The organism is Candidatus Rhodobacter oscarellae (genome assembly GCF_001078595.1).
GTDB classification, from domain to species: Bacteria; Pseudomonadota; Alphaproteobacteria; order Rhodobacterales; family Rhodobacteraceae; genus Rhodobacter_B; species Rhodobacter_B oscarellae.
The window spans coordinates 802233-822772 of the sequence record NZ_LFTY01000001.1 but is presented as its reverse complement, the minus strand read 5'-3'; the positions used below and the strand labels follow the sequence as shown (position 1 = coordinate 822772).

Here is a 20540-nt window from a genome sequence, read left to right as displayed (position 1 = left end):
ACGGGGGAGTTTCCTGATGCAGAGACAGTTGGCCGTTCTAGCCGGTGCTGCGGTGGCCGCGGTCTTGGCGGTGACGTTCGTGGCGCCGATGTTCCGCTCGGCGGATGCGCGGTATGCGCAGTGCCGCGCGTCGTCGATTGCGGGCGGTGCGGCGACCATCGGGGGGCCGTTCACGCTGGTGAACGGCGCGGGCGAGACGGTGACCGATCGCGACGTGCTGACCAAGCCCACGCTGGTCTATTTCGGCTACACGTTCTGCCCCGATGTGTGCCCGCTGGACGCCGCGCGCAACGCCGAGGCCATAGACCTGCTGACCGCGCAGGGGCATGACGCGCAGGCGGTGTTCATCTCCATCGACCCAGAGCGCGACACGCCCGAGGTGGTGGACGACTACGCGCGCTATATGCACGAGGACATGATCGGGCTGACCGGCTCCCTGGAGCAGGTAAAAGCCGCCTCGAAAGCCTATAAGACCTATTTTAGGAAACAGGACGCCGAGAACGAGTTCTACCTGGTCGACCATTCCACCCAGACCTACCTGATGCTGCCAGAGGTTGGTTTTGTGGAGTTTTTCAAGCGCGCCGACAGCTCCGAGGCGATGGCGCAGCGCACCGCGTGCTTCATCGAGAACACTTAGCTGTTTGACCCGGCACATCGCGCGAACTAATCTCGCCCAAACGTATGTGAGCGGGGATAGTTGCCATGGCCGAGCCGGGTTTCGACGAATTGGGGCCAGACAAGTCCCTGATGCTTGTGGACGACGACGAGCCATTTTTGCGCCGTCTGGCGCGGGCCATGGAGAAGCGTGGTTTTGATGTGGAGATGGCGGGCTCGGTTGCGGCGGGGCGCGCGATTGCGACGGCGCGGCCGCCGGCCTACGCGGTTGTTGACCTTCGGCTAGAGGACGGCAACGGGCTCGACGTCGTCGAGGTCCTGCGCGAGAAGCGCCCGGATTCCCGCGTGGTCGTGCTGACGGGCTATGGTGCGATTGCCACCGCGGTGGCGGCGGTCAAGATCGGCGCCACGGATTACCTCTCGAAGCCCGCTGACGCCAATGACATCACCCAGGCGCTTCTGGCCAAGGGCGATCAGCTACCGCCCCCGCCAGAGAACCCGATGTCCGCGGACCGCGTGCGCTGGGAGCATATCCAGCGGGTCTACGAGCTGTGCGACCGCAACGTCTCCGAGACCGCGCGGCGGCTGAACATGCACCGCCGGACCTTGCAGAGGATCCTGGCCAAGCGCAGCCCCCGCTAGAGCGGGCGGGGCGATGAGGCGGCGCCTCATTCTCGCCTTCGGCTTGGCGGCCTGCGCTCTTTCAGCATGCGGCGGCGCGGTCGAGGCGCCAAGCCGCGCCCCCGCCGCACCTGCGTTCCAGGCCACCGCGACGGGGCTGCTCCTGCCGAAAAGCGGTTTGCGCGTGGACTTTGGCCGCACCCAAGAGAGCACCGTTCTGGCGGTGACAAAGCTCTTGTCCGGGCCACCGTCCCGGCAGTTCCAGAACCTGGAATGCGGCGCCGGGCCGGTGCAATTCGCGGAATGGCCGGGCGGGCTGACCCTCTTGTTTCAAAATGGCGACTTCGAGGGCTGGCTGGTCACCGACAAAAGCGTCGCGGTCAGCGGCGGTCTCTCGGTCGGCCAATCCCGCGCCAGCATCGAAGGGCGCGGTCTCTCTGTTAAAGGCACCTCGCTGGGATTCGAGTTCGACAGCGCTGGCGTCTTTGGGCTGATCGAGAATGAGGGATCGGCCGGTCAGGTGTCACTGCTCTGGGCGGGGGTGAGTTGCTTCTTTCGGTAGGGGGCGCTCTTGATGGCCTGCGCGGACTTTGATGTTTGCGGCGATGGTGCGTGTAAACACACACCCTACCGAGCAACATTGAGTATCGCGCGACATGGGCAGCGGCCGACCTGGAGGTCGCTTGCGCAACAGGATAAGTGACCGCGACATCTCTAGAAACCCAAACGGATCAACTTGATACGGGGTTGCAAAAGCGGCCTCCTGGGGGAGGTCGGCCGCTGCCCGAGGCAAGCTCGGGCGGTGGCGGGGCTTGGGTTCTGATGCGTCTGGTGTCGGCAGGCGTTGTAAGGGCGTTTCAATTCAGCCCTAAGGGCCGCTCCAGGCCCAAAATAGGCTCCGCAATAAGCCTCGCCATTCTTTATGATGCGGTCGGATCAGAGCGTCCCAGGCACACTAGAGCGTTTCGACATTAGTTTGAGACATATCCAGCGGCCTTGAAGTAGTTCGAGCATTCTTCCGGATCGTACAGGTCACAGATTTCACCGATGGCTTTGAAGACGGATGTGAACGAGCGTGCTCCGATCCGTCGGAGATGGGCCTTGAGCTTCGAGAAAGCTTGTTCAATCGGGTTGAGGTCTGGGGAGTGTGGCGGCAGGTACAGAAACCAGCAGCCATGCGCCTTTAGCGCGGCTGCTGCTTCCTTGTTGCGATGCGTGGCCAGGTTGTCGAGAATCACCACCGTGCCGGGTGTGATTTCGGGCACCAGCACTTCGCGGATGTAGGCGGCAAAAGCAGGACCGTCCATTGCGCCTTTGATGACCCAGGGTGCGATCAGCGCATCATAGCTCAGACCGGCAATCAGTGTCTGCGTCCCCCAACTGCCGAAGGGCGCGTCCATGGTCAGGCGCTCGCCGCGTGACGCCCAGCCCCGTAGCCGCGTGAGGTTCGTCTTCACGGCGGTTTCGTCAATGAAGACAACACGATCCGGTGAGGCCCCGACGGCCGGAATGCGATGAGCAAACCAATCAGCCCGCCGTCGCCTTACCTTGGCATGGCGGCGCTCGGAGGCCACCAACGACTTTTTTTGTGCGTGAAGCCGAGGCGCTTGAGCAACCCCGCAATGGCGGAATGATGGACCGCAACCCCTTCCGCATCAGCGAGTGCATCACGCAGTTCGAATAACGTGATGTCCGGGTCCTGCGTCACCAACTCCCTAAAGAACTCTATATGGTCGGCCAGCTTGCCCGATCCCGCAGGACGTCCCATCAGTGCAACAGTGGCAGCCCCGGTACTCCGGATTCGACCGGCCCATCGAGCGCCAGTGGCGGCAGAAACCTGAAGGCGGCGTGAGGCTTCTCTCCCGGACAGTCCTTCCCTGATCAAACGCGCAAAGCGGTCGCGCAGTTCTGTCGACAATGGTGCTGGCATGATGTGATCCTCCCTATCAAGGTGAATCACAGTTCAAGCTCTGTGGGAATCCAACCGATTCAAACTTTTGTCGAAACGCTTTAGTCGCGCGGCCCAAACTCCTCGCGCGCGTCCTGCGCGTCGGCGCGCCACTGCTGCAAGAGCACCGGCTCGCCGCCCCATGAATTGATAATGTCGCCCATCAGCACGGGCGAGCGCGGCGGTTTTGGCGGCTCGTACTGCGTGTGATCCGCGACCTTGTAGGTCGGCGGAGCGGCCCAAAGACTGGTAAGCGCGGCGAACATGCCAGCATTATAGCGGCTTTTCGGTTAACTTTGAATTACGGGCGCAGAACCCTGGCTACAGGCCCAGGATCTCTGCGACTTCGGCCATGAAATGCACCGGCTCGGCGCCCTCAGTGACAAGCCGTGCGCCGTCATCATGTTCGGCGAAGCCCAGGCAGCGCATCCCGGCCCGCGCCGCGGCGCGGCAGCCCGAGGGGCTGTCATCGACCACAACGCAATCGGCGGGCGCGACGCCGGCGTCCCGCGCCGCCAGCAGGTACATGTCGGGCTCGGGCTTGGCCACGCCGATCACATGCGCCGAGTAGAGCTTGCCCTCCAGGCGCGCCATCACGGAGGCGTGCTGGCCCAATGTGATGCCCATCTTCTGCATCGAGCCATTGAAGCCCACCGCATAGGGCACGCCGGCGGCGTCCAGCCGGTCCAGCACGCCCTCGACGCCCGCGATCAGGGGCGTGCCCTCGGCCAGCCGCGCGTACATCTTCGTATAGAACCCATCGACCCAGTCTTCGGGGATATCCGCGCCCATCTCGCGCGCCCGAACGCCCACGTTCTTCATCGTCCCGCCCACAAACAGCGACATGATCTGCGCGTAGGGCAGGTCTAGGCCGCGCCCGGCCAGGTCGTCGCGCAAGAGCCGGTTGGTGACGGGCTCGCTGTCCACCAGAACGCCGTCGCAGTCAAAGATCACCAGCTTGGGTGGGGTCATGGGGCCTCCAGGATCGTGATATGGGTGTCGCCGTAGCGCCGGGCGTCTTGCGGGGCGAAGCCCTCGGGCGGCGGCATCTCGGCGCTTTCCTCCCAGACCACCAGCGCGCGCGGCGCCAGCCAGCCGCCATCCTGCGCGGCCTGCAGGGCGCGCTCGCCCAGCCCCTTGCCGTAGGGCGGGTCCAGGAAGACCAGATCAAACGGCGCGGATTGGCAGTCCCCCAGCCTGGTGGCATCGCGGCGATAGACCTTCACCGCGCCGCCGGACTTTGTCAGGGCGGTGTTCTCGCGCAGCAGGGCCCGCGCGGCAGAGCCGTCATCGACGAAGGTCACATGGGACGCGCCGCGCGACAGCGCCTCGAACCCCAAAGCGCCGGTGCCCGCGAAGAGGTCCAGCACCCGCGCGCCGTCGAGATCGACCCGGTTGGCCAGCACGTTGAAGAGCGCCTCGCGTACCCGGTCGCTGGTGGGGCGCAGATGCGCGCCCGCGTCGCCCTTGCCGACCGAGGCCAGGCGCAGCCCGCGATGCTGGCCCGCGATGATCCTCACGCCCTTAGGAGCGGTTTGAGATCCGCACCCGCGTCGGCGATCAGCGCCGGGTCCGGCGACTTGCCCGCCTCGATCAGCCGCTTGCCGATCATATAGGCGCGCGCGTCGTTCATCGCGTCCACGGCCAAGAGCGTCTCGCCGCGGTAGTACCAGAACGAGACCTCCGCGCCGTCGCCGCGGGTGACGATGCGGTCATAGCCGGTGTTGAGCCCGGCGATCTGCAGCTTGGTGTCGTATTGCTCGGACCAGAACCAGGGCTTGGCGGCGTAGTCCTTGCCCGCGCCCAGCATGTTCTCGGCCACCAGCTCGGCCTGGTCGATGGCGTTGCCGACGCTCTCCAGGCGGATGCGCTCGCCCTGGTGCGGGAAGGAGGCGCAGTCCCCGGCGGCCCAGATGGCGGGGTCGCTGGTGCGGCCCCGGGCGTCGGTCTTGATGCCGTTCTCAAGGTCCAGCCCCGCGGTCTGGGCCAAACCCGTGGCGGGGGTGATGCCGATCCCCACAATGACCGCGTCGACCGGCAGCGTGGAGCCGTCCGATAGGATCGCGCCGTTTACGGCGCCGTCGCCTTGGAGGCGCTCCAGGCCGATCCCCTCGCGGATGTCGACGCCATGCGCGCGGTGCAGCGCGCGGAAGTAGTCCGAGGTCTCGGGCGCGGCGACGCGCTGCAGTATGCGCTCGGCCATCTCGATCAGGGTGACCTGCATGCCCGAAAGCGCCGCGACGGCCGCGGCCTCCAGGCCGATATAGCCGCCGCCGACGATGAGCACCCGCGCGCCCGGGCGAAAATTCGGCGCCATGGCGTCCACATCGGCCAGGGTGCGCACGGTGAAGACGCCGCCCAGATCCCCGCCAATCGCGGCGGGCAGGGCCCGTGGTATTGACCCGGTGGTCAGGGCGAGCTGGTCATAGGCAAGGCGGCCCTTGTCGGTCTCGACGTGCTTGGCCGCGCGGTCAATCGACAGCGCGGTTTGGTCGGTCAAAAGCGCGATGTCATGCTCGGCATAGAAGGCCTCGGGCCGCAGATACATGCGCTCCAGCTCCATCTGCCCCAGCAGGTATTTCTTGGACAGGGGCGGGCGCTGATAGGGCGGCGCGGCCTCCTCGCCGATCAGCGTGATCTTTCCCTCGTGCCCAAGGTTGCGCAGCTTGACCACCAGCGAGCTGCCCGCCTGGCCCGCGCCGATCACCACTATATCGCTCATGAATGGCACTCCCGCCCTGGTCGTTCCTGTCGGTTCCACCTATAACTTTGCCCAAGCGAGATGCAATTGATGAGAGGGACCGACACGATGATTGCTGTGGGCGACAAACTTCCGAACGCAACCCTGCGCCGCGTGGGCGCCGAGGGTCCTGAGGCCGTAGAGATGGGCGCGCTGACCGCGGGCCGCAAGGTGGTGATCTTTGGGCTGCCGGGGGCCTTCACCGGGACCTGCACCACCGCGCATGTGCCAAGCTTCCTGCGCAACAAGGGCGCATTCGACGCCAAGGGCGTGGACGAGATCATCTGCGTGTCGGTGAACGACCCCTTCGTGATGCAGGCCTGGTCCGAGAGCATGGGCGCCGAGGCGCTGACCCTGCTGGGCGACCCGGCCTCCGAGTTCACCAAGGCAATCGGCATGAACTGGTCGGCGGAGCCTGTGGGCTTCATCGACCGCTCCAAGCGCTACGCGCTCTATGCCGAGGACGGCGTGGTGAAGGTGCTGAACGTGGGCGATGCGCCGGGCGAGTGCGAGATCTCGGCGGGCGAGACGATGCTGGCGGCGATCTGACGGCAGGTAAACGGGGGCGGTGCCGTAACGGCACCGCTTGCCCCCCAAGATGCGGCACCTCACGACACCCCGGCGGATGCAGACATGAGGCGCGCGATGGAAAACTGGTCGATCACCATTCAGGCCCCGATGGGCGAGATCAGGGCGACGCTCGCCATGGACCTCGCAGCCCAGACCGGCGAGATGAGCGGCAAGAACGGCAGCGGGCCGATGACCGACTTGGTGTCCGACGGCGACGCGCTGAGCTGGTCCACCAAGATCGAGAAACCGATGCCGATGACCTTGAAGTTCAAGGGCACGCGCGACGGCGACGCAATGGCCGGCAAGGTCAAGTTCGGCGTGTTCGCCTCGGGTACGTTTTCCGGCGAGCGGATGCCGACCCCTAGATAAGCCGTTTGAACGGAGAGCCGCGGCTCCCACCCGGATCCATGATCCGGGACGAATCACCAAGATTTTCTTAAATTCCAATGCGGCGGGCCGATTGTTTTCCGTCAATTGGCCCCAGCAATCTTTAAGAGCCGGCCAGGGTGTCCATCTTCTTGGCCAGCTTCACGTCCAGCTCCGTCAGCCCATCCGCGTCATGGGTGCTCAGCGTCACGTCCACAGAGCGGTAGACGTTGAACCACTCCGGATGGTGGTTCCATTTCTCCGCCCAGAGCGCGGCGCGGGTCATGAACCCGAATGCCTCGACGAAGTTCTTGAACTGATAGCTCTTCTGGATGGCGTCGCGCCCCTCGACCATCTGCCAGCCGGCCTCAAAGAGCGGCGTCAGCTGCGCGTCGCGATCCTGCAGTTTCTCGGTCATCTGTCCTCCGTTCCCGTGCGCTTGAACGGGCCATAGCTGGTCATCACTTCGATCTCTTCGTCCACCGCGGCGCGCTCGGCCTGCAGGTACTGCTCGACCGCGTTGCGAAAGCCCGGGTCGCCGATCCAGTGCAGCGAGTGGCATTGCGTGGGCAAATAGCCCCGCGCCAGCTTGTGCTGGCCCTGCGCGCCGGCCTCGACCCGCGCCATGCCATGCCGGATCGCGTAGTCGATGGCGCGATAATAGCACAGTTCGAAATGCAGGCAGGCGTGGTCCTCCACGCAGCCCCAGTAGCGCCCGTAAAGCGTCTCGCGCCCGATGAAGTTCAGCGCGCCGGCGATAAATTGCCCGTCGCGCTCGGCCAGCACCAGCAGGATGTCTTCGCGCAGCACCTCCTGGGCGATGTCGAAGAACCGCCGCGTCAGGTAGGGCGTGCCCCATTTGCGCGCGCCTGTGTCCTGGTAGAAATGCCAGAAGGCGTTCCAGTGCGCGGGCTCGATCTCGTCGCCGGTCAGCTCGACGATCCGCCCGCCAAAGGCGTTCGCCTGGGCGCGCTCCTTGCGGATGTTCTTGCGCTTGCGCGAGCTGAGCGCGGCCAGGAAGGCGTCGAAATCCGCGTAGCCGTCGTTGAGCCAGTGGAACTGGTCGCTGACGCGGTGCAAGAGCCCCATCGCGGCGCCGGCGCGGGCCTCCTCTTCGGTGCAGAAGGTGATATGCGCCGTGGCGAGCTCGTTCTCGGCGGCCAGCTGCACCGCGCCTTGTACCAGCGCGGATTGCCCCATCTCCTCTAGCCCGGGCCGTACCAGCAGGCGGCGCCCCGTGGCCGGGGTGAAGGGCACGGCGAGCTGTAGCTTGGGGTAATACTGCCCGCCGGCGCGCTCATAGGCATGCGCCCAGGAGTGGTCAAAGATGAACTCGCCCTGGCTGTGCCCCTTGGCGTAGAGCGGCGCGGCGGCGATCACCTGCCCGTCCATCACCGCCGTCAGGTGGCGCGGGGCCCAGCCGCTGCCGGGGCCGACGCTGCCGGAGGCCTCCAGCGCGTGCAGGAAGCGGTGCGTGGTGAAGGGATCAAGGGGGCGGCCACCGTCGGTGGCCTCCGGGCAGGCGCAGGCGTCCCAGTCCTCTGCCGAGATCTCGGCAAGCGACGTGGCGACGTTGATCTCGATCCGGGTTTCGCGCATCGGGCAGTTTATCCTCGGGGATACCCCCTAATCTGGCACCTGGGCGCCCGGCGTCAAGGCAACACGGCGGCGTATCCCTCGAAGGTGACGTTATCGGCGATCTTTCGGGCGCGCGCCTCAATTTCGGGCGACCGCACCGTCCAGCAGAGCACCATGGCGCCGGCGGCTTTTCGCGCGGCGACGGCTGGGGCGCCCAGATCGGTGACGTTATGCGAGATGAAACAGGCGCCGACGCGAAGATAGTCGGGGATGTCGCGCAACTCCGAGCGGCGCGTATCCGGCACGCCGTCCCAGTCTTCGGCCAGGAAGGGATCGGTGACCAGACCGCGCGGGATGTCGGGACAAAGCTCGGCCAGCTGTGCCACCGCATGCGGATTGAACGACATCAACGCCACCGGGCCCTGGTAGTCGGAAAGCGCCCTTGCGGTCGCGCGTTCCAACGCACCGATATCGGGGCCCAACGCGCCGTCCTGGTCCTTCAGCTCGATCAAGAGCGGCGCGCGCCCGGCCACGAGATCGAGCACCTCCGTCAGCGTAGGAATGCCTTCGTCGCCGCCGGTCAATTGGATCGCGCCAAGAGCGGCGGCGCTGTTCTCCACGACCGGGCCCGTCGCACCGGTGAGCCGGTCCAACAGGTAGTCGTGGAAAACCATCGCCTGGCCATCCGCCGAAAGCTGCAAGTCCAGTTCAATGCCGTAACCGGCGGCGATGGCCGCTTCGAACGCGGCGCGGGAATTCTCGGGCCGACCGGGGCTGTGATAGCCCCGGTGCGCGATAGGCGCGTTTAGAAACGCCTCTGGCAGCCCTGTCATTTGACCTCAAAGATCCCTTCGATCTCGACCGCCACGTTCAGCGGCAGCGCACCAGCCGAGACCGCGGAGCGGGCGTGCCGCCCGGCATCCCCCAGCGCCTCGACCAGGAAGTCGCTGCAGCCGTTGATCACCTTGGGCTGATCGGCGAAGTCGGGCGTGGAGTTCACGAAACCGGTCAGTTTGACCGCGCGCACCAGGCGGTCCAGGTCACCGTCCAGCGCGGCCTTGACCTGCGCCAGCAGGCTGATCGCGCAGGTGCGGGCGGCGGCGGCGCCCTCCTCGACGGTAAGGTCCGCGCCGACCTTGCCGGTGATCAGACCGGCGTCGTTCTGGCTGATCTGGCCCGAGATATAGAGCGTGTTGCCCACGCGCACGGCGGGCACGTAATTGGCGGCGGGCACCGGGGCGTCGGGCAGGGTGACGCCGAGCTCAGCAAGGCGGGTCTCGAAGGTTCCGGACATGGGGGTCTCCATATTTGATTTCGGCGGGACGCTAGCGCGAATAGGGTTGCTGCGAAAGCGCGCAAAACGCCTTGGGCGTGGTTTCTGTGACGGGCTCTTGCTGGGCGAATTGACGCGGTGGTTTTTTCTTGGGGAAATCTTAGGAATTGCGACGCAACCTAAAAACGGGTGGGTGCCGGAACGGCACGCGCCGCGGCTCCCACCCAATTTCATGGTCAGGCCGAATCACTGAACAAATCGTTAAGTGCCGCATGAAATTGGGCCGCCCGCGGCAATCTTGCGCACCCCCGGCGATGTGATCGCCCGCGTCACGGGCAGGATGCGCGCGCCGTTAGCTCTCGCGGAACGCCTTGGCAAAGTAATCCGTCAGCGGCTTCACCAGATAGGTCAGCGGCGAGCGATCATCGGTGCGGATAAACGCCTCCACCGGCATGCCGGGGATCATCACAAGCCCCTCTGGCAGCTTGGCCAGCTCTTCCTCCGACAGCCTTATCTCGGCGCGGTAATACGTGGCCTGGGTGCGCTCATCCACGAAGGCGTCCGCCGAGATCTGCACCACGTCCCCGAACAGCTCAGGCGTGGTGCGCGCATCAAAGGCCGAGAATTTCACCACGACCTCCTGGCTGACAAAGAACTGGTCCACATGGATCGGCTCGACCCGCGCGGCGACCACCAGGGGGCGGTCCTGCGGGATCAGAAACAGCACCGGCTCGGCGGGGCGGATGACCGAGCGCGGCGTAAAGACCTGCTTTGAATAGACGATGCCCGAGACCGGGGCGGTGATCTCCAGCCGGTTGAGACGGGTGCGCAGGGCGTTGCGCTGCTCGGCCAGTTCCAGCTCGCGCACCTGCAGGTCGCGCAGCCGGGTGATGGCCTGCTCGCGCCGCTCGGTCTGCAGGGTGAGGATGCTGATGTCGATCTCGGTCACCCGCTCCTCGGCCTGCGCCCCGGCGGCGATCAATTCGCCGCGCCGCCCGTCCAGGCTGGCCTCTTCGCGTTGCAGGGCCAGGACGCGCGCGGCCTGGGCCAGGCCGCGATCCAGCAGGGATTGCTGGTCGGCCAGTTCCTGCCGGATCAGACCGATTTGCGTCTCCAGCGAGGCTTTCTGCGCGTCAATCCCGGTCACCTGGGTCAGGATCTGGCTGCGGCGCTTGCGCAGCTGCTCCGCCTCGTTGGCCAGCGAGGCGTTGCGCGCCCCAAACAGCCGCTGCTGGCCGTCGATCAGGTCCTGCAATTGCGGGCGGGTCGAGGCCTCCTTGACGAGCTCGGCGTCAAAGGCGATCCCGGTTTGGCCATCCCGCTCGGCCTCAAGCCGGGCGCGGCGCGCCATGAACTCAAACAGCTGGCTCTCGACGATGGCCAGGTCCGAGCGCAGCGCGACCGCGTCAAGCCGCAGCAGAACCTCGCCCTCTGCGACAAGGTCGCCCTCGTCCACCAGGATCTCGGCCACCACGCCGCCGTCCGGGTGCTGCACGACCTGGCGGTTCTGGTCGACCTCGACCTGGCCCGAGGCGACGATCGCGCCGGAGATATTGGCCAGCACGGCCCAGCCGCCAAAGCCGCCCACCAGCACCAGCAGGCCCAGAATGCCCAGGATCATGTAGCCGCGCGCGGTGAACCGTTTCTGCTCGCTCATGATACCCCGCCCGGACCGACTTTCTTTTGCACGTCTTGGTAGTTGGACAGCACCTCTTTGAGCACCTCGTCGCGCGGCCCGAAGGCGCGGCGCGCGCCCATGTCCAGCACCAAGAGCTTCTCGCATTCCTCAATCGCCGCCGGGCGGTGCGCCATTATCAGCACGGATTTGCCATCGGCCTTCATCTGCCGGATCGCGGTGTTCAGCGCCTGGCTGCCCTCGTTGTCGAGGTTCGAGTTCGGCTCGTCCAGGACCAGCATAACGGGGTCGCCATACATGGCGCGGGCCAGGCCGATGCGCTGGATCTGCCCGCCCGATAGGCGCCCGCCGCCGGAGGTCACGCGGGTGTCGTACCCCTCGGGCAGCTTCAGGATCAGGTCATGCGCGGCGGCCTTCTTGGCGGCCTCGATGACCTTGCCGGCGTCGGGCTGGGTTGAGAGCCGGGCGATGTTGTCCGCGATGGTGCCGTCAAAGAGCTGCACGCGCTGCGGCAGGAAGCCGATATGCGCGCCCAGGACGTCGGGGTCGTATTGGTCGAGGGTAGCGCCATCCAGGCGGACCTTGCCGCCGGCGGGGCGCCAAACGCCGATCAGGGCGCGCGCCAGGGTGGTCTTGCCGGACCCGCTGGGCCCGATCACGCCCAGGGCCTCGCCGGGGTTCACCTCGAAGCTGACCATGCGCAGGCTGGCGACCTGCTCGCCCGGGGGCACGACGGTCAGCTGCTGCACCACCAGGCGCGCCCGGGGCACGGGCAGCTCTATGCGCTGCTGGTCCACGGGCACGGTCGCCAGCAGCTCGGCGAGGTTCTCCAGCCCCTTCCAGGCGCGCTGCACCGAGGGCCACTGCCCGATGGCCATGTCCACCGGCGCCAGGGCGCGCCCCATCAGGATCGAGGCGGCGATCATCGCGCCGGGGGTCAGCCCCTCGTTCAGCACCAGATAGGCGCCCAGGCCCAGCATGGCGGATTGCAGAAACAGCCGGAAGGTCTTGCTCAGCGTGGTGAAGCCGCCGGTGCGGTCGCTCGAGGATAGCCCGTCCTCCAGCGCCTTGCCGCGCGCGCCGTTCCAGCGCGTGAAGGCGGCGTTCTGCATGCCAAGGCTGCGCACCATCTCGGCCTCGGTCCGGATCTGATCCGAGAATTGCTCTGCCTGGGCCACGGCGCGGTTCGCCGCAAGCACGGGGCCGCGCGTGGTCAGCTGGTTGAGGAGGGTCACCAGGATCAACAGCCCGCCGCCTCCGATGGCCAGGTAGCCAAGCCAGGGGTGGAAGATGTAGATCCCGAACAGGAAAACGAAGGTCCAGGGCACGTCGAAGAAGGCGCCAAAGACCGGTGATGCGTAATAGCGCTGAACCGCTTCCAAGTCGCGCAGCGCGCTAGAGGCCCCCTGGTCGCCATGCGCGACGCTGGCCTTCTTAATGACGGCGGCGAAGACCCGCCGGTCCAACGCGGCCTGGAAATTCGCGCCAATCCGCGCCAGGACGCGCCCGCGGACGAAGTCCAGCAGGCCCATCATGCCGAACAGGAAGCCCATCAGGATGAAGAGCGCCAGCAGCGTTTCCTCAGAGCGGCTGCCCAGCACGCGGTCGTAGACCTGCAGCATGAACAGGGGGCCGGTCAGCATCAGCAGGTTCACAAAGAAGCTGAAGATGCCCACGGCCCAGAACAGCCCCCGATTGGTGGCGCGTGCCGCGCGCAGCTCTTGCAGGCCGGCCTCCAGATCCGATGGTTTCAAAGCCGGGGCGTTGATGCTAGACTCCTCCTATTCGCGCATTGTCACCATTAGGTCACAACATATCCCAGTTAAACTGTTATTACCTGCAAAATGCTTCGTCAGCCCTTAAGTGAGTCAAGAACTGTGTTGGTATTGAAGTCAGAACTGCCGAGGCCATGATCCGCACTATTGTTTCTGTCGCGCTGTCGCTGGCGCTTGTCGTGCTGGCGGGCTGTGCCGCTCCGGTGGCCGAGGGGATCAACGACCCCTATGAGGCGCAGAACCGGCGCGTGCACGACTTCAACAAGAGGGTGGACAGCAGGCTCTTGCGCCCGGCCGCGACGGGTTACGGCACGACGGTGCCCAAGCCGGTGCGCAACGGGGTGGGGAACTTCGCCGGGAACCTGGCGACGCCTGGGTATTTCGTGAATGATGTGTTGCAGGGCAACGTGCATGACGCGGGCAGCAACTTCTTGCGCTTCTTGGTGAATTCCACCTTCGGGATCGGCGGGTTGCTGGATGTCGCCTCAGAGATGGGGATCCCCGAGCGGCGCGCGGATTTCGGCGAAACTTTGCATAGGTGGGGCGCGCGCGAGGGCGCCTATATCGAGCTGCCCTTCCTGGGCCCCTCCACGACGCGCGACACGGCGGGCACGGTGGTGGATCTCTTCACGAATCCATTGAGTTACGTGGTGCAGGCGCCCGAAAGCATCATGGTGCCCGCGGCGCGCGGCCTGTCTGGCATCGGGACACGGTACGAGTTTCGCGACCTGGTGGATTCGGTGCTTTATGACAGCGCGGATAGCTATGCGCAGGCGCGTCTACTATATTTGGACAATAGACGATTCACCCTGGGCGGCCCAAGCCCCTCAACTGACACGACGAGCGCAGAAGATGACCCATATGCCGACCCCTTTGGATTTGACCCCTTCGCGAACTGATCCAACGCGCCGCGCCGTCCTGATGGGCGGGGCCGCCTTGGCGGCGGGTGCGGCTTTGCTGCCGGGCTCCGCGCGCGCCCTCAGCACGCGCGAGGCCGAGGGGCTGATCGACAAGCTGGTGGCGGATTTCAATCGCATCATCAATTCGGGCATGTCGCAGAGCCGCATGATCGCGGCCTTCGAGAAGGACCTGTTCGCCAAATACGCCGATGTGGCGCTGATTGCGCAGCTCGTGCTGGGCCCGCCGGCCCGTAGCGCCAGCCGCGCCGAGATGCGCGACTTCACCAGGGCGTTCCAGGGCTACATGGCGCGCAAATACGGCACGCGCTTCCGCGAATTCGTGGGGGGGCGAATCGAGGTGCAATCGGCGGGGCCGTGGAAGTCCTACTTTCAGGTCAAAACCGTGACCCGCCTGGCCGGCTCGGCGCCGTTCGAGGTGACCTACCGCGTCTCCGAGCGCAGCGGCAAGCCGCTGTTCATTGATATGCTGATCGAGGGCATTAGCCTGGTGAAAACCGAGGCCATCGAGGTCCGCGCGCTGCACGAAAGGCAGGGCAGGAACCTCAAGAAACTGACCGCCGCGTTGAAGGGCCTCAGCTGACCGCGCCACGCCGCGCCGCGGGCCGTTCCCAAATTGAATTCTTCCCAAGCGCGCCAATACCCGCGGCGCAGATCGGCATCCGTGGCACCGCGCGCGGGAAGAATGCACATGCTTTGGCGCCCGCATAGACCGCGCACTTGACACGCAAGGGCCGCGTGGGCCTCAATCGCCCCATGGCACGGCCCAGTTTTCTTTCGGGTCTCACGGCGGCCCTGATCGTTTGCGCGACCGCCGCATGGCCCCAGGCGATCCAGCAAGTCCCCTACGAGACTCTGGAGCAAGAGCTGGGCGCCCTAATCGACTTTGAGAACTACCCAAAACGCGCCTCCCCCGGGCGCGCGCTCGAGGGCACGCAGGTGTTCGAAGGGGCCCGCATCGCCGAGCGCTTCCGCGGCCAGCTGGTCGCCCAGGAGGCCGGCTTTGACGCGCTGCTCTTGGCGCCGCAGTCGCCCCTTACCCTAGAACCCGGCGCGCCCGGCCAGAACCTCGCGGTCGAGTTCATCTTCTTCATGTCGAACCAGCTCATGGGCATCGCCCCGCCCGGCTTTCCCAAGCGCAACGGCGGCGGCGAGGGCGCCGTGTCGATCCTCTTCGACCGGGACCAATCGGCGCTGGGCTTTCGCGTCACCGCCGAGCCCGAGCCCAAGACGCCCGCGCCGAAGGGCTGGATCGAGGTGGCGTTCTACCGCCGCGACGGCACCCTGATCGACACCGCGGAGGTCGAGCTGGAGTGGATGCTGGCGGGCTATGGCTTCCGCCGCAGCGATGGTGCCGAGGACATCGCCGGCATCTCCATAACCAACCGCGACCCGCAGGGGGTGATGATCGACGACGTGATCTTTGACCGCGACAGGGTGGTGGGCTGGCTTATTTCCGAGCCATGATGGCGCGGGCCATGTCGATGGCCTGATCGGCGGGCGCCCGCGCTGCGCGGCCCATCTCCACCCGGTCGGCCGAGAGCGCCGCGGCCACGGTCTCTAGCGTCTCAGCATGGAAGGCGCCCCGCTGCGCCAACAGCTCCAGCGCGTCAGCGCGCCCGTGATGGAACCCCGCCAGCCGCAGGTTATAGCGGTAAAGAACGCCCAGCGTGGCCAGCAGGAACAGCAGCAAGATGCCCGGCGGCACCTGCTGGGCCAGGGTATGCCACCAAGTGCCCTCGTCGGCTTCCAGCCCCTCGCGCCAGCCCTGCACGCAGGCCAGTGTGACATTGTCGATATCTTCGGCAAAAGTATCTGCACCCTTGCCATCTTGCGCTGGGGCGATATTTCCCCCGCGACAGGCGGCCATGAAGTCCAGAAAGCTTTGCCGCCGCTGTTGCATAAAATACTTCGGCAGATCGTCCAGAAATGCCTGGTTCGCTTGTTGTCGCTTCTGCGCTACGCGGCGTTCACCATTCGCTGTTTGCAATGTATCAAGACTGCCTGAAACAAGCGGTTTCAGATGATCCGGCAGTCCATTGATGAATTCGATGAGGCGTTGCTCTGGCCGTATTATCGGGGGGGCTTCACCGTCGGCGCCCACTTCCGACGGGCCATAAGGTTCTTTTACATGCAAGTTTCGCACTTCATCCGCGAGCTCATTTGTTGGCACCAGCAATCTATTGTCGCTGCCCGCCACCATCACTCGGCCCCCGTCCAGAAGCGCAAGGGCATTGTACTGCCCTTCGCGATCGCTGGTTGGGACGGGGATCCGCTGTATCGGTTCTGCCTTGGCGGGGTCAAAGATTAGCACGGTGTTATCGGAACCTGCGATCATAACCCGGCCCCCATCTAGGGGCAGCAAGTCAAAGTACCATTCATCGCCAGAGCCGGTGGGAACGGGGATCCGCTGGATCGACTTTGGCTTTGCGGGATCATAGATTAGCAACGTATTGTTGCTGCCTGCGATCATCACCTGGCCCTTGTCCAGGGGCATTAGAGCGTTTCGACATTAGTTTGAGACATATCCAGCGGCCTTGAAGTAGTTCGAGCATTCTTCCGGATCGTACAGGTCACAGATTTCACCGATGGCTTTGAAGACGGATGTGAACGAGCGTGCTCCGATCCGTCGGAGATGGGCCTTGAGCTTCGAGAAAGCTTGTTCAATCGGGTTGAGGTCTGGGGAGTGTGGCGGCAGGTACAGAAACCAGCAGCCATGCGCCTTTAGCGCGGCTGCTGCTTCCTTGTTGCGATGCGTGGCCAGGTTGTCGAGAATCACCACCGTGCCGGGTGTGATTTCGGGCACCAGCACTTCGCGGATGTAGGCGGCAAAAGCAGGACCGTCCATTGCGCCTTTGATGACCCAGGGTGCGATCAGCGCATCATAGCTCAGACCGGCAATCAGTGTCTGCGTCCCCCAACTGCCGAAGGGCGCGTCCATGGTCAGGCGCTCGCCGCGTGACGCCCAGCCCCGTAGCCGCGTGAGGTTCGTCTTCACGGCGGTTTCGTCAATGAAGACAACACGATCCGGTGAGGCCCCGACGGCCGGAATGCGATGAGCAAACCAATCAGCCCGCCGTCGCCTTACCTTGGCATGGCGGCGCTCGGAGGCCACCAACGACTTTTTTTGTGCGTGAAGCCGAGGCGCTTGAGCAACCCCGCAATGGCGGAATGATGGACCGCAACCCCTTCCGCATCAGCGAGTGCATCACGCAGTTCGAATAACGTGATGTCCGGGTCCTGCGTCACCAACTCCCTAAAGAACTCTATATGGTCGGCCAGCTTGCCCGATCCCGCAGGACGTCCCATCAGTGCAACAGTGGCAGCCCCGGTACTCCGGATTCGACCGGCCCATCGAGCGCCAGTGGCGGCAGAAACCTGAAGGCGGCGTGAGGCTTCTCTCCCGGACAGTCCTTCCCTGATCAAACGCGCAAAGCGGTCGCGCAGTTCTGTCGACAATGGTGCTGGCATGATGTGATCCTCCCTATCAAGGTGAATCACAGTTCAAGCTCTGTGGGAATCCAACCGATTCAAACTTTTGTCGAAACGCTTTAGGGCGCGGTAAGCTTCAAAAATGGATCCGGTTGGGGCGGGGACCCGCTGTATTGGCTCTGCCTTAGCGGGATCATAAATCAACAGCATATTCCAATCGCCCGCTACCATCACTCGACCTTTGTCCAGGGGCAGCAGTGCATTGAACCGCAATTTACCGATTCCAATGGGCACGGGGATCTGCTGGATATGTTCTGGCTGAGCCGGGTCATAGATCAGGAGCGTGCTTGGATAGCCTGCAAGCATTACCCGGTCCTCGTCCAGGGGCAGCAGAGCGGTGTATCCAAAGCCCGAGCTTACGGGCAAGGGGATCCGCTGCATCGGCTCTGCCTGTGCGGGATCATAAATCAACAGTGCATTGTCATCGCCTGCGATCATCACTCGGCCCTCGTCCAGGGGCAGAATGGCGCGGTATTCGTCAGAGCGATTGCCGGTTGGGACGTCGATCCGCTGGATCGGTTCTGGATGTGCAGGATCGTAGATCAGCAACGTGTTGTGACTGCCTGCAACCATCACCCGGCCCCCGTCCAGAGGCATTAGGGCATAGTAGTGCTCACTGCCTGAGCCGGTAGGCACAGGGATCCGTACGAAGGCATCGGTCAATGCGATGGCTAAATCTTCTCGAACTGTTTCCAACCGCGTATCAAGATCCTCCTCAACCTTGGCAATGGCGGCGCGGGTCTCGCGCAATGTCAGCACACGACCATCGACATAGTTTTGAAAAAACGGCAGCCCGAGGTAGTAAATCAGCCCCGCAAGGATCGTGATCACCAGCCCGATGAACAGCCACCCGGCGCGTGTCTCCGCCGCCCGGCCCCGGCGGCGGGTCATGCGCACGATGGCCTGCGTGTCCGGCGCGCCGGTGACCTCTTGGATCAGGGTCTGGTTCTCGGCCTCCGCCGCCGCCCACTCGGCGCGCAGTCGCGCCTTGCGGCGGCGCTGGGCGCGGACTTGCGCCGGGAGGTCTTCGTAGTTGGTGCTCAAATCAATCGACCCAAATGAATGGGACGAGTATGTCTGCGGCGGCCCTCGCGGTCAAGTTGAGCCGCCGCTCAACGGCGATTTCCCTAAGCTCTTGGGATCATTCAAAAGCCATACACTTGCCCGACAGATGTCCGACGCTTTGCCGACGCTTTGCCGACCGCTGGATTCAGCCCAAGAGGCGGCGGGCGATGACCTGCGCTTGGATCTCTGCGGCGCCCTCAAAGATGTTCAGAATGCGCGCGTCGCAGAGGATCCGGCTGATCTGATACTCCAGCGCGAAGCCGTTGCCGCCATGGATCTGCAGCGCGTTGTCGGCGGCGGACCAGGCCACCCGCGCGCCCAGCAGCTTGGCCATCCCGGCCTCCAGATCGCAGCGCTTGCCCTCGTCTTTTTGCCTTGCGGAATAATAGGTTAACTGCCGCGTGACCATGATCTCGGTGGCCATCATCGCCAGCTTGCCCGCCACGCGCGGGAAGTTGATCAGGGCCTTGCCGAACTGGTTGCGGTCTAGGCTGTATTGCATCCCCGCCTCCAGCGCGGACTGCGCCACGCCGATGGCGCGGGCGGCGGTTTGGATCCGCGCGGACTCGAAAGTCTGCATAAGTTGTTTGAATCCCTGACCTTCTTCGCCACCCAGCAGGTTCTCACCCTTCACCGAGAACCCATCGAAATTGACCGTGTACTCCTTCATACCGCGGTAGCCGAGCACCTCGATCTCGCCGCCAGAGATGCCCTCGTCCACGAAAGGCGCCTCGTCCGTGCCGGGCGTCTTCTCGGCCAGGAACATCGACAAGCCCTTGTAATTGTTGGTGTCTGGCACGCTGCGCGCCAGCACGGTCATCACATGGGTGCGCGCGGCATGGGTGATCCAGGTCTTGTTGCCGGTGATGACCCAGTCGTCGCCGTCCTTCACGGCCTTCGTGCGCAGGCTGCCCAGGTCAGAACCCGTGTTGGGCTCGGTGAACACCGCCGTGGGCAGGATCTCGCCCGACGCCAGCCCCGGCAACCACTTCTCCTTTTGCGCCTCCGTCCCGCCGCAGAGGATCAGCTCGGCGGCGATCTCTGACCGCGTGCCCAGCGAGCCGACGCCGATGTAACCTCTTGAAAGCTCTTCGGAAACCACCACCATCGAGGCCTTGGACAGGCCGAACCCGCCATGCTCCTCGGGGATGGTCAGGCCGAAGACGCCCAACTCGGCGAGCTCGTCGATCACCTCCATGGGGATCAGCTCGTCCTTCAGGTGCCACTCATGGGCGTGCGGGATGACCTGCTCGTCGGCGTAGCGGCGGAACTGGTCGCGGATCATCTCCAGCTCTTCGTCCAGGCCGGTGCCGCCGAAGGTGGCATGCCCCGCGTTGTCCTGCATCAGCGCCACCAGCCGCATCCGCGCGGCCTGGCTGTTGCCCTCCTGGGTCAGGCGCATCACCTCGGGCACCATCATCGCGCGCTGGTCGTCCTGGGTCAGGCCGATGTCCTGTGGGCGCAGGATCTCGGTCTGGCTCATCGGGAGGCCGCCATAGATCTGCCAGAGATACTCGCCAAAGGCGATCTGGTGCAGCAGCTGCTCCATCTCGCCGAACTTGCCCTCGGCCTCTAGCCGCTCGGCCCAGCCCTGCATCTGGGTCAGGCTCTCGGCGTAGGTGGCCAGCCAGGCCAGGCCATGGGCGGCGGTCTGGTGTTGCTCCAGGAGCGCGCCAGAGACCCGCCCCTCGGCCGTGACCATCTCGCGCACGCGGTCCGTCGCGGTCGCCAGCAGCGCCCGAACCGGCGCCACGGCGGCACCGGTGAGCCCCAGAAGATCGGGGAGAACGGGGCTTTCGGTCATCGCGTTCTGTCCATCATGGGCCATGGGTGCGCTCCTTCAAAATGCTTCGGTGCGGCATATTCCTTTCGCAGTCGCAGCGCAACAATAATACGAAAGCGCACCCCAAAAAGTCAGTTAATGACTTTCCCGTCGCGCGCCGC

The 20540-nt window shown here is 64.8% G+C and carries 23 protein-coding genes; 8 read left to right on the top strand and 15 right to left on the bottom strand.

What is annotated here, in order from left to right; translation table 11 throughout:
- Positions 1-16 precede the first annotated feature (16 nt).
- From AIOL_RS03975 to AIOL_RS03965, 3 genes are all read left to right on the top strand, one after another.
- Positions 17-637: an SCO family protein gene (locus AIOL_RS03975; RefSeq protein ID WP_049641679.1), complete on the top strand. Its 621-nt coding sequence runs from the start codon at positions 17-19 to the stop codon at positions 635-637.
- Positions 638-702: 65 nt separating this feature from the next.
- A complete protein-coding gene (locus AIOL_RS03970) occupies positions 703-1257 on the top strand; it encodes an ActR/PrrA/RegA family redox response regulator transcription factor (RefSeq protein WP_049641678.1) in 555 nt (184 codons plus the stop codon).
- A 13-nt stretch (positions 1258-1270) separates the two neighbouring features.
- Positions 1271-1798, top strand: a complete 528-nt coding sequence (locus AIOL_RS03965; RefSeq protein ID WP_049641677.1) for a hypothetical protein — start codon at positions 1271-1273, stop codon at positions 1796-1798.
- Between the two features lie 409 nt (positions 1799-2207).
- On the opposite strand, the gene AIOL_RS24205 is transcribed toward AIOL_RS03965, so the two are convergent.
- The 5 genes from AIOL_RS24205 to AIOL_RS03935 form a co-directional block, all read right to left on the bottom strand.
- Positions 2208-3166 (bottom strand): IS630 family transposase gene (locus tag AIOL_RS24205; protein WP_152912289.1). Its coding sequence is split into 2 segments (ribosomal slippage): positions 2208-2822 and positions 2825-3166, totalling 957 coding nucleotides; the frame shifts between segments, so codons are not numbered across the junction.
- Positions 3167-3246: 80 nt separating this feature from the next.
- Positions 3247-3450, bottom strand: a complete 204-nt coding sequence (locus AIOL_RS03950) for a hypothetical protein (protein ID WP_049641676.1) — start codon at positions 3448-3450, stop codon at positions 3247-3249.
- Between the two features lie 55 nt (positions 3451-3505).
- Positions 3506-4156, bottom strand: coding sequence for an HAD family hydrolase (locus AIOL_RS03945; protein WP_049641675.1), 651 nt, complete (start codon positions 4154-4156; stop codon positions 3506-3508).
- The gene (gene rsmD / locus AIOL_RS03940; RefSeq protein ID WP_049641674.1) at positions 4153-4704 is read right to left on the bottom strand and encodes a 16S rRNA (guanine(966)-N(2))-methyltransferase RsmD; all 552 of its coding nucleotides are present in this window, start codon (positions 4702-4704) and stop codon (positions 4153-4155) included. Before rsmD ends, AIOL_RS03945 begins: the two co-directional genes overlap by 4 nt.
- The gene (locus tag AIOL_RS03935) at positions 4701-5906 is read right to left on the bottom strand and encodes an NAD(P)/FAD-dependent oxidoreductase (protein ID WP_049641673.1); all 1206 of its coding nucleotides are present in this window, start codon (positions 5904-5906) and stop codon (positions 4701-4703) included. Before AIOL_RS03935 ends, rsmD begins: the two co-directional genes overlap by 4 nt.
- Before the next feature lie 60 nt (positions 5907-5966).
- Between AIOL_RS03935 and AIOL_RS03930 the strand changes: the two genes are divergently transcribed.
- Both AIOL_RS03930 and AIOL_RS03925 read left to right on the top strand, forming a co-directional pair.
- Complete coding sequence (locus tag AIOL_RS03930; RefSeq protein WP_235438861.1) at positions 5967-6473, top strand: peroxiredoxin; 507 nt, start codon at positions 5967-5969, stop codon at positions 6471-6473.
- Between the two features lie 84 nt (positions 6474-6557).
- Positions 6558-6863, top strand: coding sequence for a hypothetical protein (locus AIOL_RS03925; RefSeq protein WP_152912347.1), 306 nt, complete (start codon positions 6558-6560; stop codon positions 6861-6863).
- Positions 6864-6984: 121 nt separating this feature from the next.
- On the opposite strand, the gene AIOL_RS03920 is transcribed toward AIOL_RS03925, so the two are convergent.
- The 6 genes from AIOL_RS03920 to AIOL_RS03895 all read right to left on the bottom strand — a co-directional run bounded on the left by AIOL_RS03920 (position 6985) and on the right by AIOL_RS03895 (position 13101).
- Entirely contained in the window at positions 6985-7278 is a 294-nt protein-coding gene (locus AIOL_RS03920) for a 4a-hydroxytetrahydrobiopterin dehydratase (RefSeq protein ID WP_049641670.1), read from the bottom strand.
- Positions 7275-8459 (bottom strand): GNAT family N-acetyltransferase, encoded by a 1185-nt coding sequence (locus AIOL_RS03915; RefSeq protein WP_049641669.1) that lies wholly within the window; start codon positions 8457-8459, stop codon positions 7275-7277. The genes AIOL_RS03920 and AIOL_RS03915 overlap by 4 nt, the downstream gene beginning before the upstream one ends.
- A gap of 53 nt (positions 8460-8512) precedes the next feature.
- Positions 8513-9271: a glycerophosphodiester phosphodiesterase family protein gene (locus tag AIOL_RS03910; protein ID WP_049641668.1), complete on the bottom strand. Its 759-nt coding sequence runs from the start codon at positions 9269-9271 to the stop codon at positions 8513-8515.
- A complete protein-coding gene (locus tag AIOL_RS03905; RefSeq protein WP_049641965.1) occupies positions 9268-9732 on the bottom strand; it encodes a RidA family protein in 465 nt (154 codons plus the stop codon). Before AIOL_RS03905 ends, AIOL_RS03910 begins: the two co-directional genes overlap by 4 nt.
- Positions 9733-10063: 331 nt before the next feature.
- On the bottom strand, positions 10064-11368 hold the full coding sequence (locus AIOL_RS03900; RefSeq protein WP_049641667.1) for an HlyD family type I secretion periplasmic adaptor subunit: 1305 nt from the start codon (positions 11366-11368) through the stop codon (positions 10064-10066).
- Positions 11365-13101: a type I secretion system permease/ATPase gene (locus AIOL_RS03895; RefSeq protein WP_049641666.1), complete on the bottom strand. Its 1737-nt coding sequence runs from the start codon at positions 13099-13101 to the stop codon at positions 11365-11367. The genes AIOL_RS03900 and AIOL_RS03895 overlap by 4 nt, the downstream gene beginning before the upstream one ends.
- A 155-nt stretch (positions 13102-13256) precedes the next feature.
- Between AIOL_RS03895 and AIOL_RS03890 the strand changes: the two genes are divergently transcribed.
- The 3 genes from AIOL_RS03890 to AIOL_RS03880 all read left to right on the top strand — a co-directional run bounded on the left by AIOL_RS03890 (position 13257) and on the right by AIOL_RS03880 (position 15506).
- Positions 13257-14021: an MlaA family lipoprotein gene (locus AIOL_RS03890; RefSeq protein WP_049641665.1), complete on the top strand. Its 765-nt coding sequence runs from the start codon at positions 13257-13259 to the stop codon at positions 14019-14021.
- The gene (locus AIOL_RS03885; RefSeq protein WP_235438860.1) at positions 14002-14622 is read left to right on the top strand and encodes an MlaC/ttg2D family ABC transporter substrate-binding protein; all 621 of its coding nucleotides are present in this window, start codon (positions 14002-14004) and stop codon (positions 14620-14622) included. Before AIOL_RS03890 ends, AIOL_RS03885 begins: the two co-directional genes overlap by 20 nt.
- A 137-nt stretch (positions 14623-14759) precedes the next feature.
- Entirely contained in the window at positions 14760-15506 is a 747-nt protein-coding gene (locus tag AIOL_RS03880) for a hypothetical protein (RefSeq protein WP_049641663.1), read from the top strand.
- On the opposite strand, the gene AIOL_RS03875 is transcribed toward AIOL_RS03880, so the two are convergent.
- The 4 genes from AIOL_RS03875 to AIOL_RS03855 form a co-directional block, all read right to left on the bottom strand.
- Positions 15490-16536, bottom strand: coding sequence for a YncE family protein (locus AIOL_RS03875; protein WP_049641662.1), 1047 nt, complete (start codon positions 16534-16536; stop codon positions 15490-15492). The two genes, AIOL_RS03880 and AIOL_RS03875, sit on opposite strands and share 17 nt — an antisense overlap.
- A gap of 15 nt (positions 16537-16551) precedes the next feature.
- Positions 16552-17510, bottom strand: a protein-coding gene (locus tag AIOL_RS24200; protein WP_152912289.1) for an IS630 family transposase whose coding sequence is annotated in 2 segments (ribosomal slippage) — positions 16552-17166 and positions 17169-17510 — 957 coding nt in all. Because the reading frame shifts where the segments join, the coding sequence is not laid out codon by codon here.
- Between the two features lie 33 nt (positions 17511-17543).
- Positions 17544-18575 (bottom strand): YncE family protein, encoded by a 1032-nt coding sequence (locus tag AIOL_RS03860; protein ID WP_049641661.1) that lies wholly within the window; start codon positions 18573-18575, stop codon positions 17544-17546.
- Between the two features lie 166 nt (positions 18576-18741).
- Positions 18742-20424, bottom strand: coding sequence for an acyl-CoA dehydrogenase family protein (locus tag AIOL_RS03855; protein ID WP_049641660.1), 1683 nt, complete (start codon positions 20422-20424; stop codon positions 18742-18744).
- Positions 20425-20540 lie beyond the last annotated feature (116 nt).

Coding starts and splice junctions, on each gene's coding strand:
- AIOL_RS03900 (WP_049641667.1), bottom strand. CDS start 11,368: ATGAGCGAGCAGAAACGGTTCACCGCGCGCGGCTACATGATCCTGGGC.
- AIOL_RS03925 (WP_152912347.1), top strand. CDS start 6,558: ATGAGGCGCGCGATGGAAAACTGGTCGATCACCATTCAGGCCCCGATG.
- AIOL_RS03910 (WP_049641668.1), bottom strand. CDS start 9,271: ATGACAGGGCTGCCAGAGGCGTTTCTAAACGCGCCTATCGCGCACCGG.
- AIOL_RS03855 (WP_049641660.1), bottom strand. CDS start 20,424: ATGGCCCATGATGGACAGAACGCGATGACCGAAAGCCCCGTTCTCCCC.
- AIOL_RS03970 (WP_049641678.1), top strand. CDS start 703: ATGGCCGAGCCGGGTTTCGACGAATTGGGGCCAGACAAGTCCCTGATG.
- AIOL_RS03930 (WP_235438861.1), top strand. CDS start 5,967: ATGCAATTGATGAGAGGGACCGACACGATGATTGCTGTGGGCGACAAA.
- AIOL_RS03950 (WP_049641676.1), bottom strand. CDS start 3,450: ATGTTCGCCGCGCTTACCAGTCTTTGGGCCGCTCCGCCGACCTACAAG.
- AIOL_RS03975 (WP_049641679.1), top strand. CDS start 17: ATGCAGAGACAGTTGGCCGTTCTAGCCGGTGCTGCGGTGGCCGCGGTC.
- AIOL_RS03945 (WP_049641675.1), bottom strand. CDS start 4,156: ATGACCCCACCCAAGCTGGTGATCTTTGACTGCGACGGCGTTCTGGTG.
- AIOL_RS03935 (WP_049641673.1), bottom strand. CDS start 5,906: ATGAGCGATATAGTGGTGATCGGCGCGGGCCAGGCGGGCAGCTCGCTG.
- AIOL_RS03915 (WP_049641669.1), bottom strand. CDS start 8,459: ATGCGCGAAACCCGGATCGAGATCAACGTCGCCACGTCGCTTGCCGAG.
- AIOL_RS03905 (WP_049641965.1), bottom strand. CDS start 9,732: ATGTCCGGAACCTTCGAGACCCGCCTTGCTGAGCTCGGCGTCACCCTG.
- AIOL_RS03890 (WP_049641665.1), top strand. CDS start 13,257: ATGATCCGCACTATTGTTTCTGTCGCGCTGTCGCTGGCGCTTGTCGTG.
- AIOL_RS03965 (WP_049641677.1), top strand. CDS start 1,271: ATGAGGCGGCGCCTCATTCTCGCCTTCGGCTTGGCGGCCTGCGCTCTT.
- AIOL_RS03920 (WP_049641670.1), bottom strand. CDS start 7,278: ATGACCGAGAAACTGCAGGATCGCGACGCGCAGCTGACGCCGCTCTTT.
- AIOL_RS03875 (WP_049641662.1), bottom strand. CDS start 16,536: ATGCCCCTGGACAAGGGCCAGGTGATGATCGCAGGCAGCAACAATACG.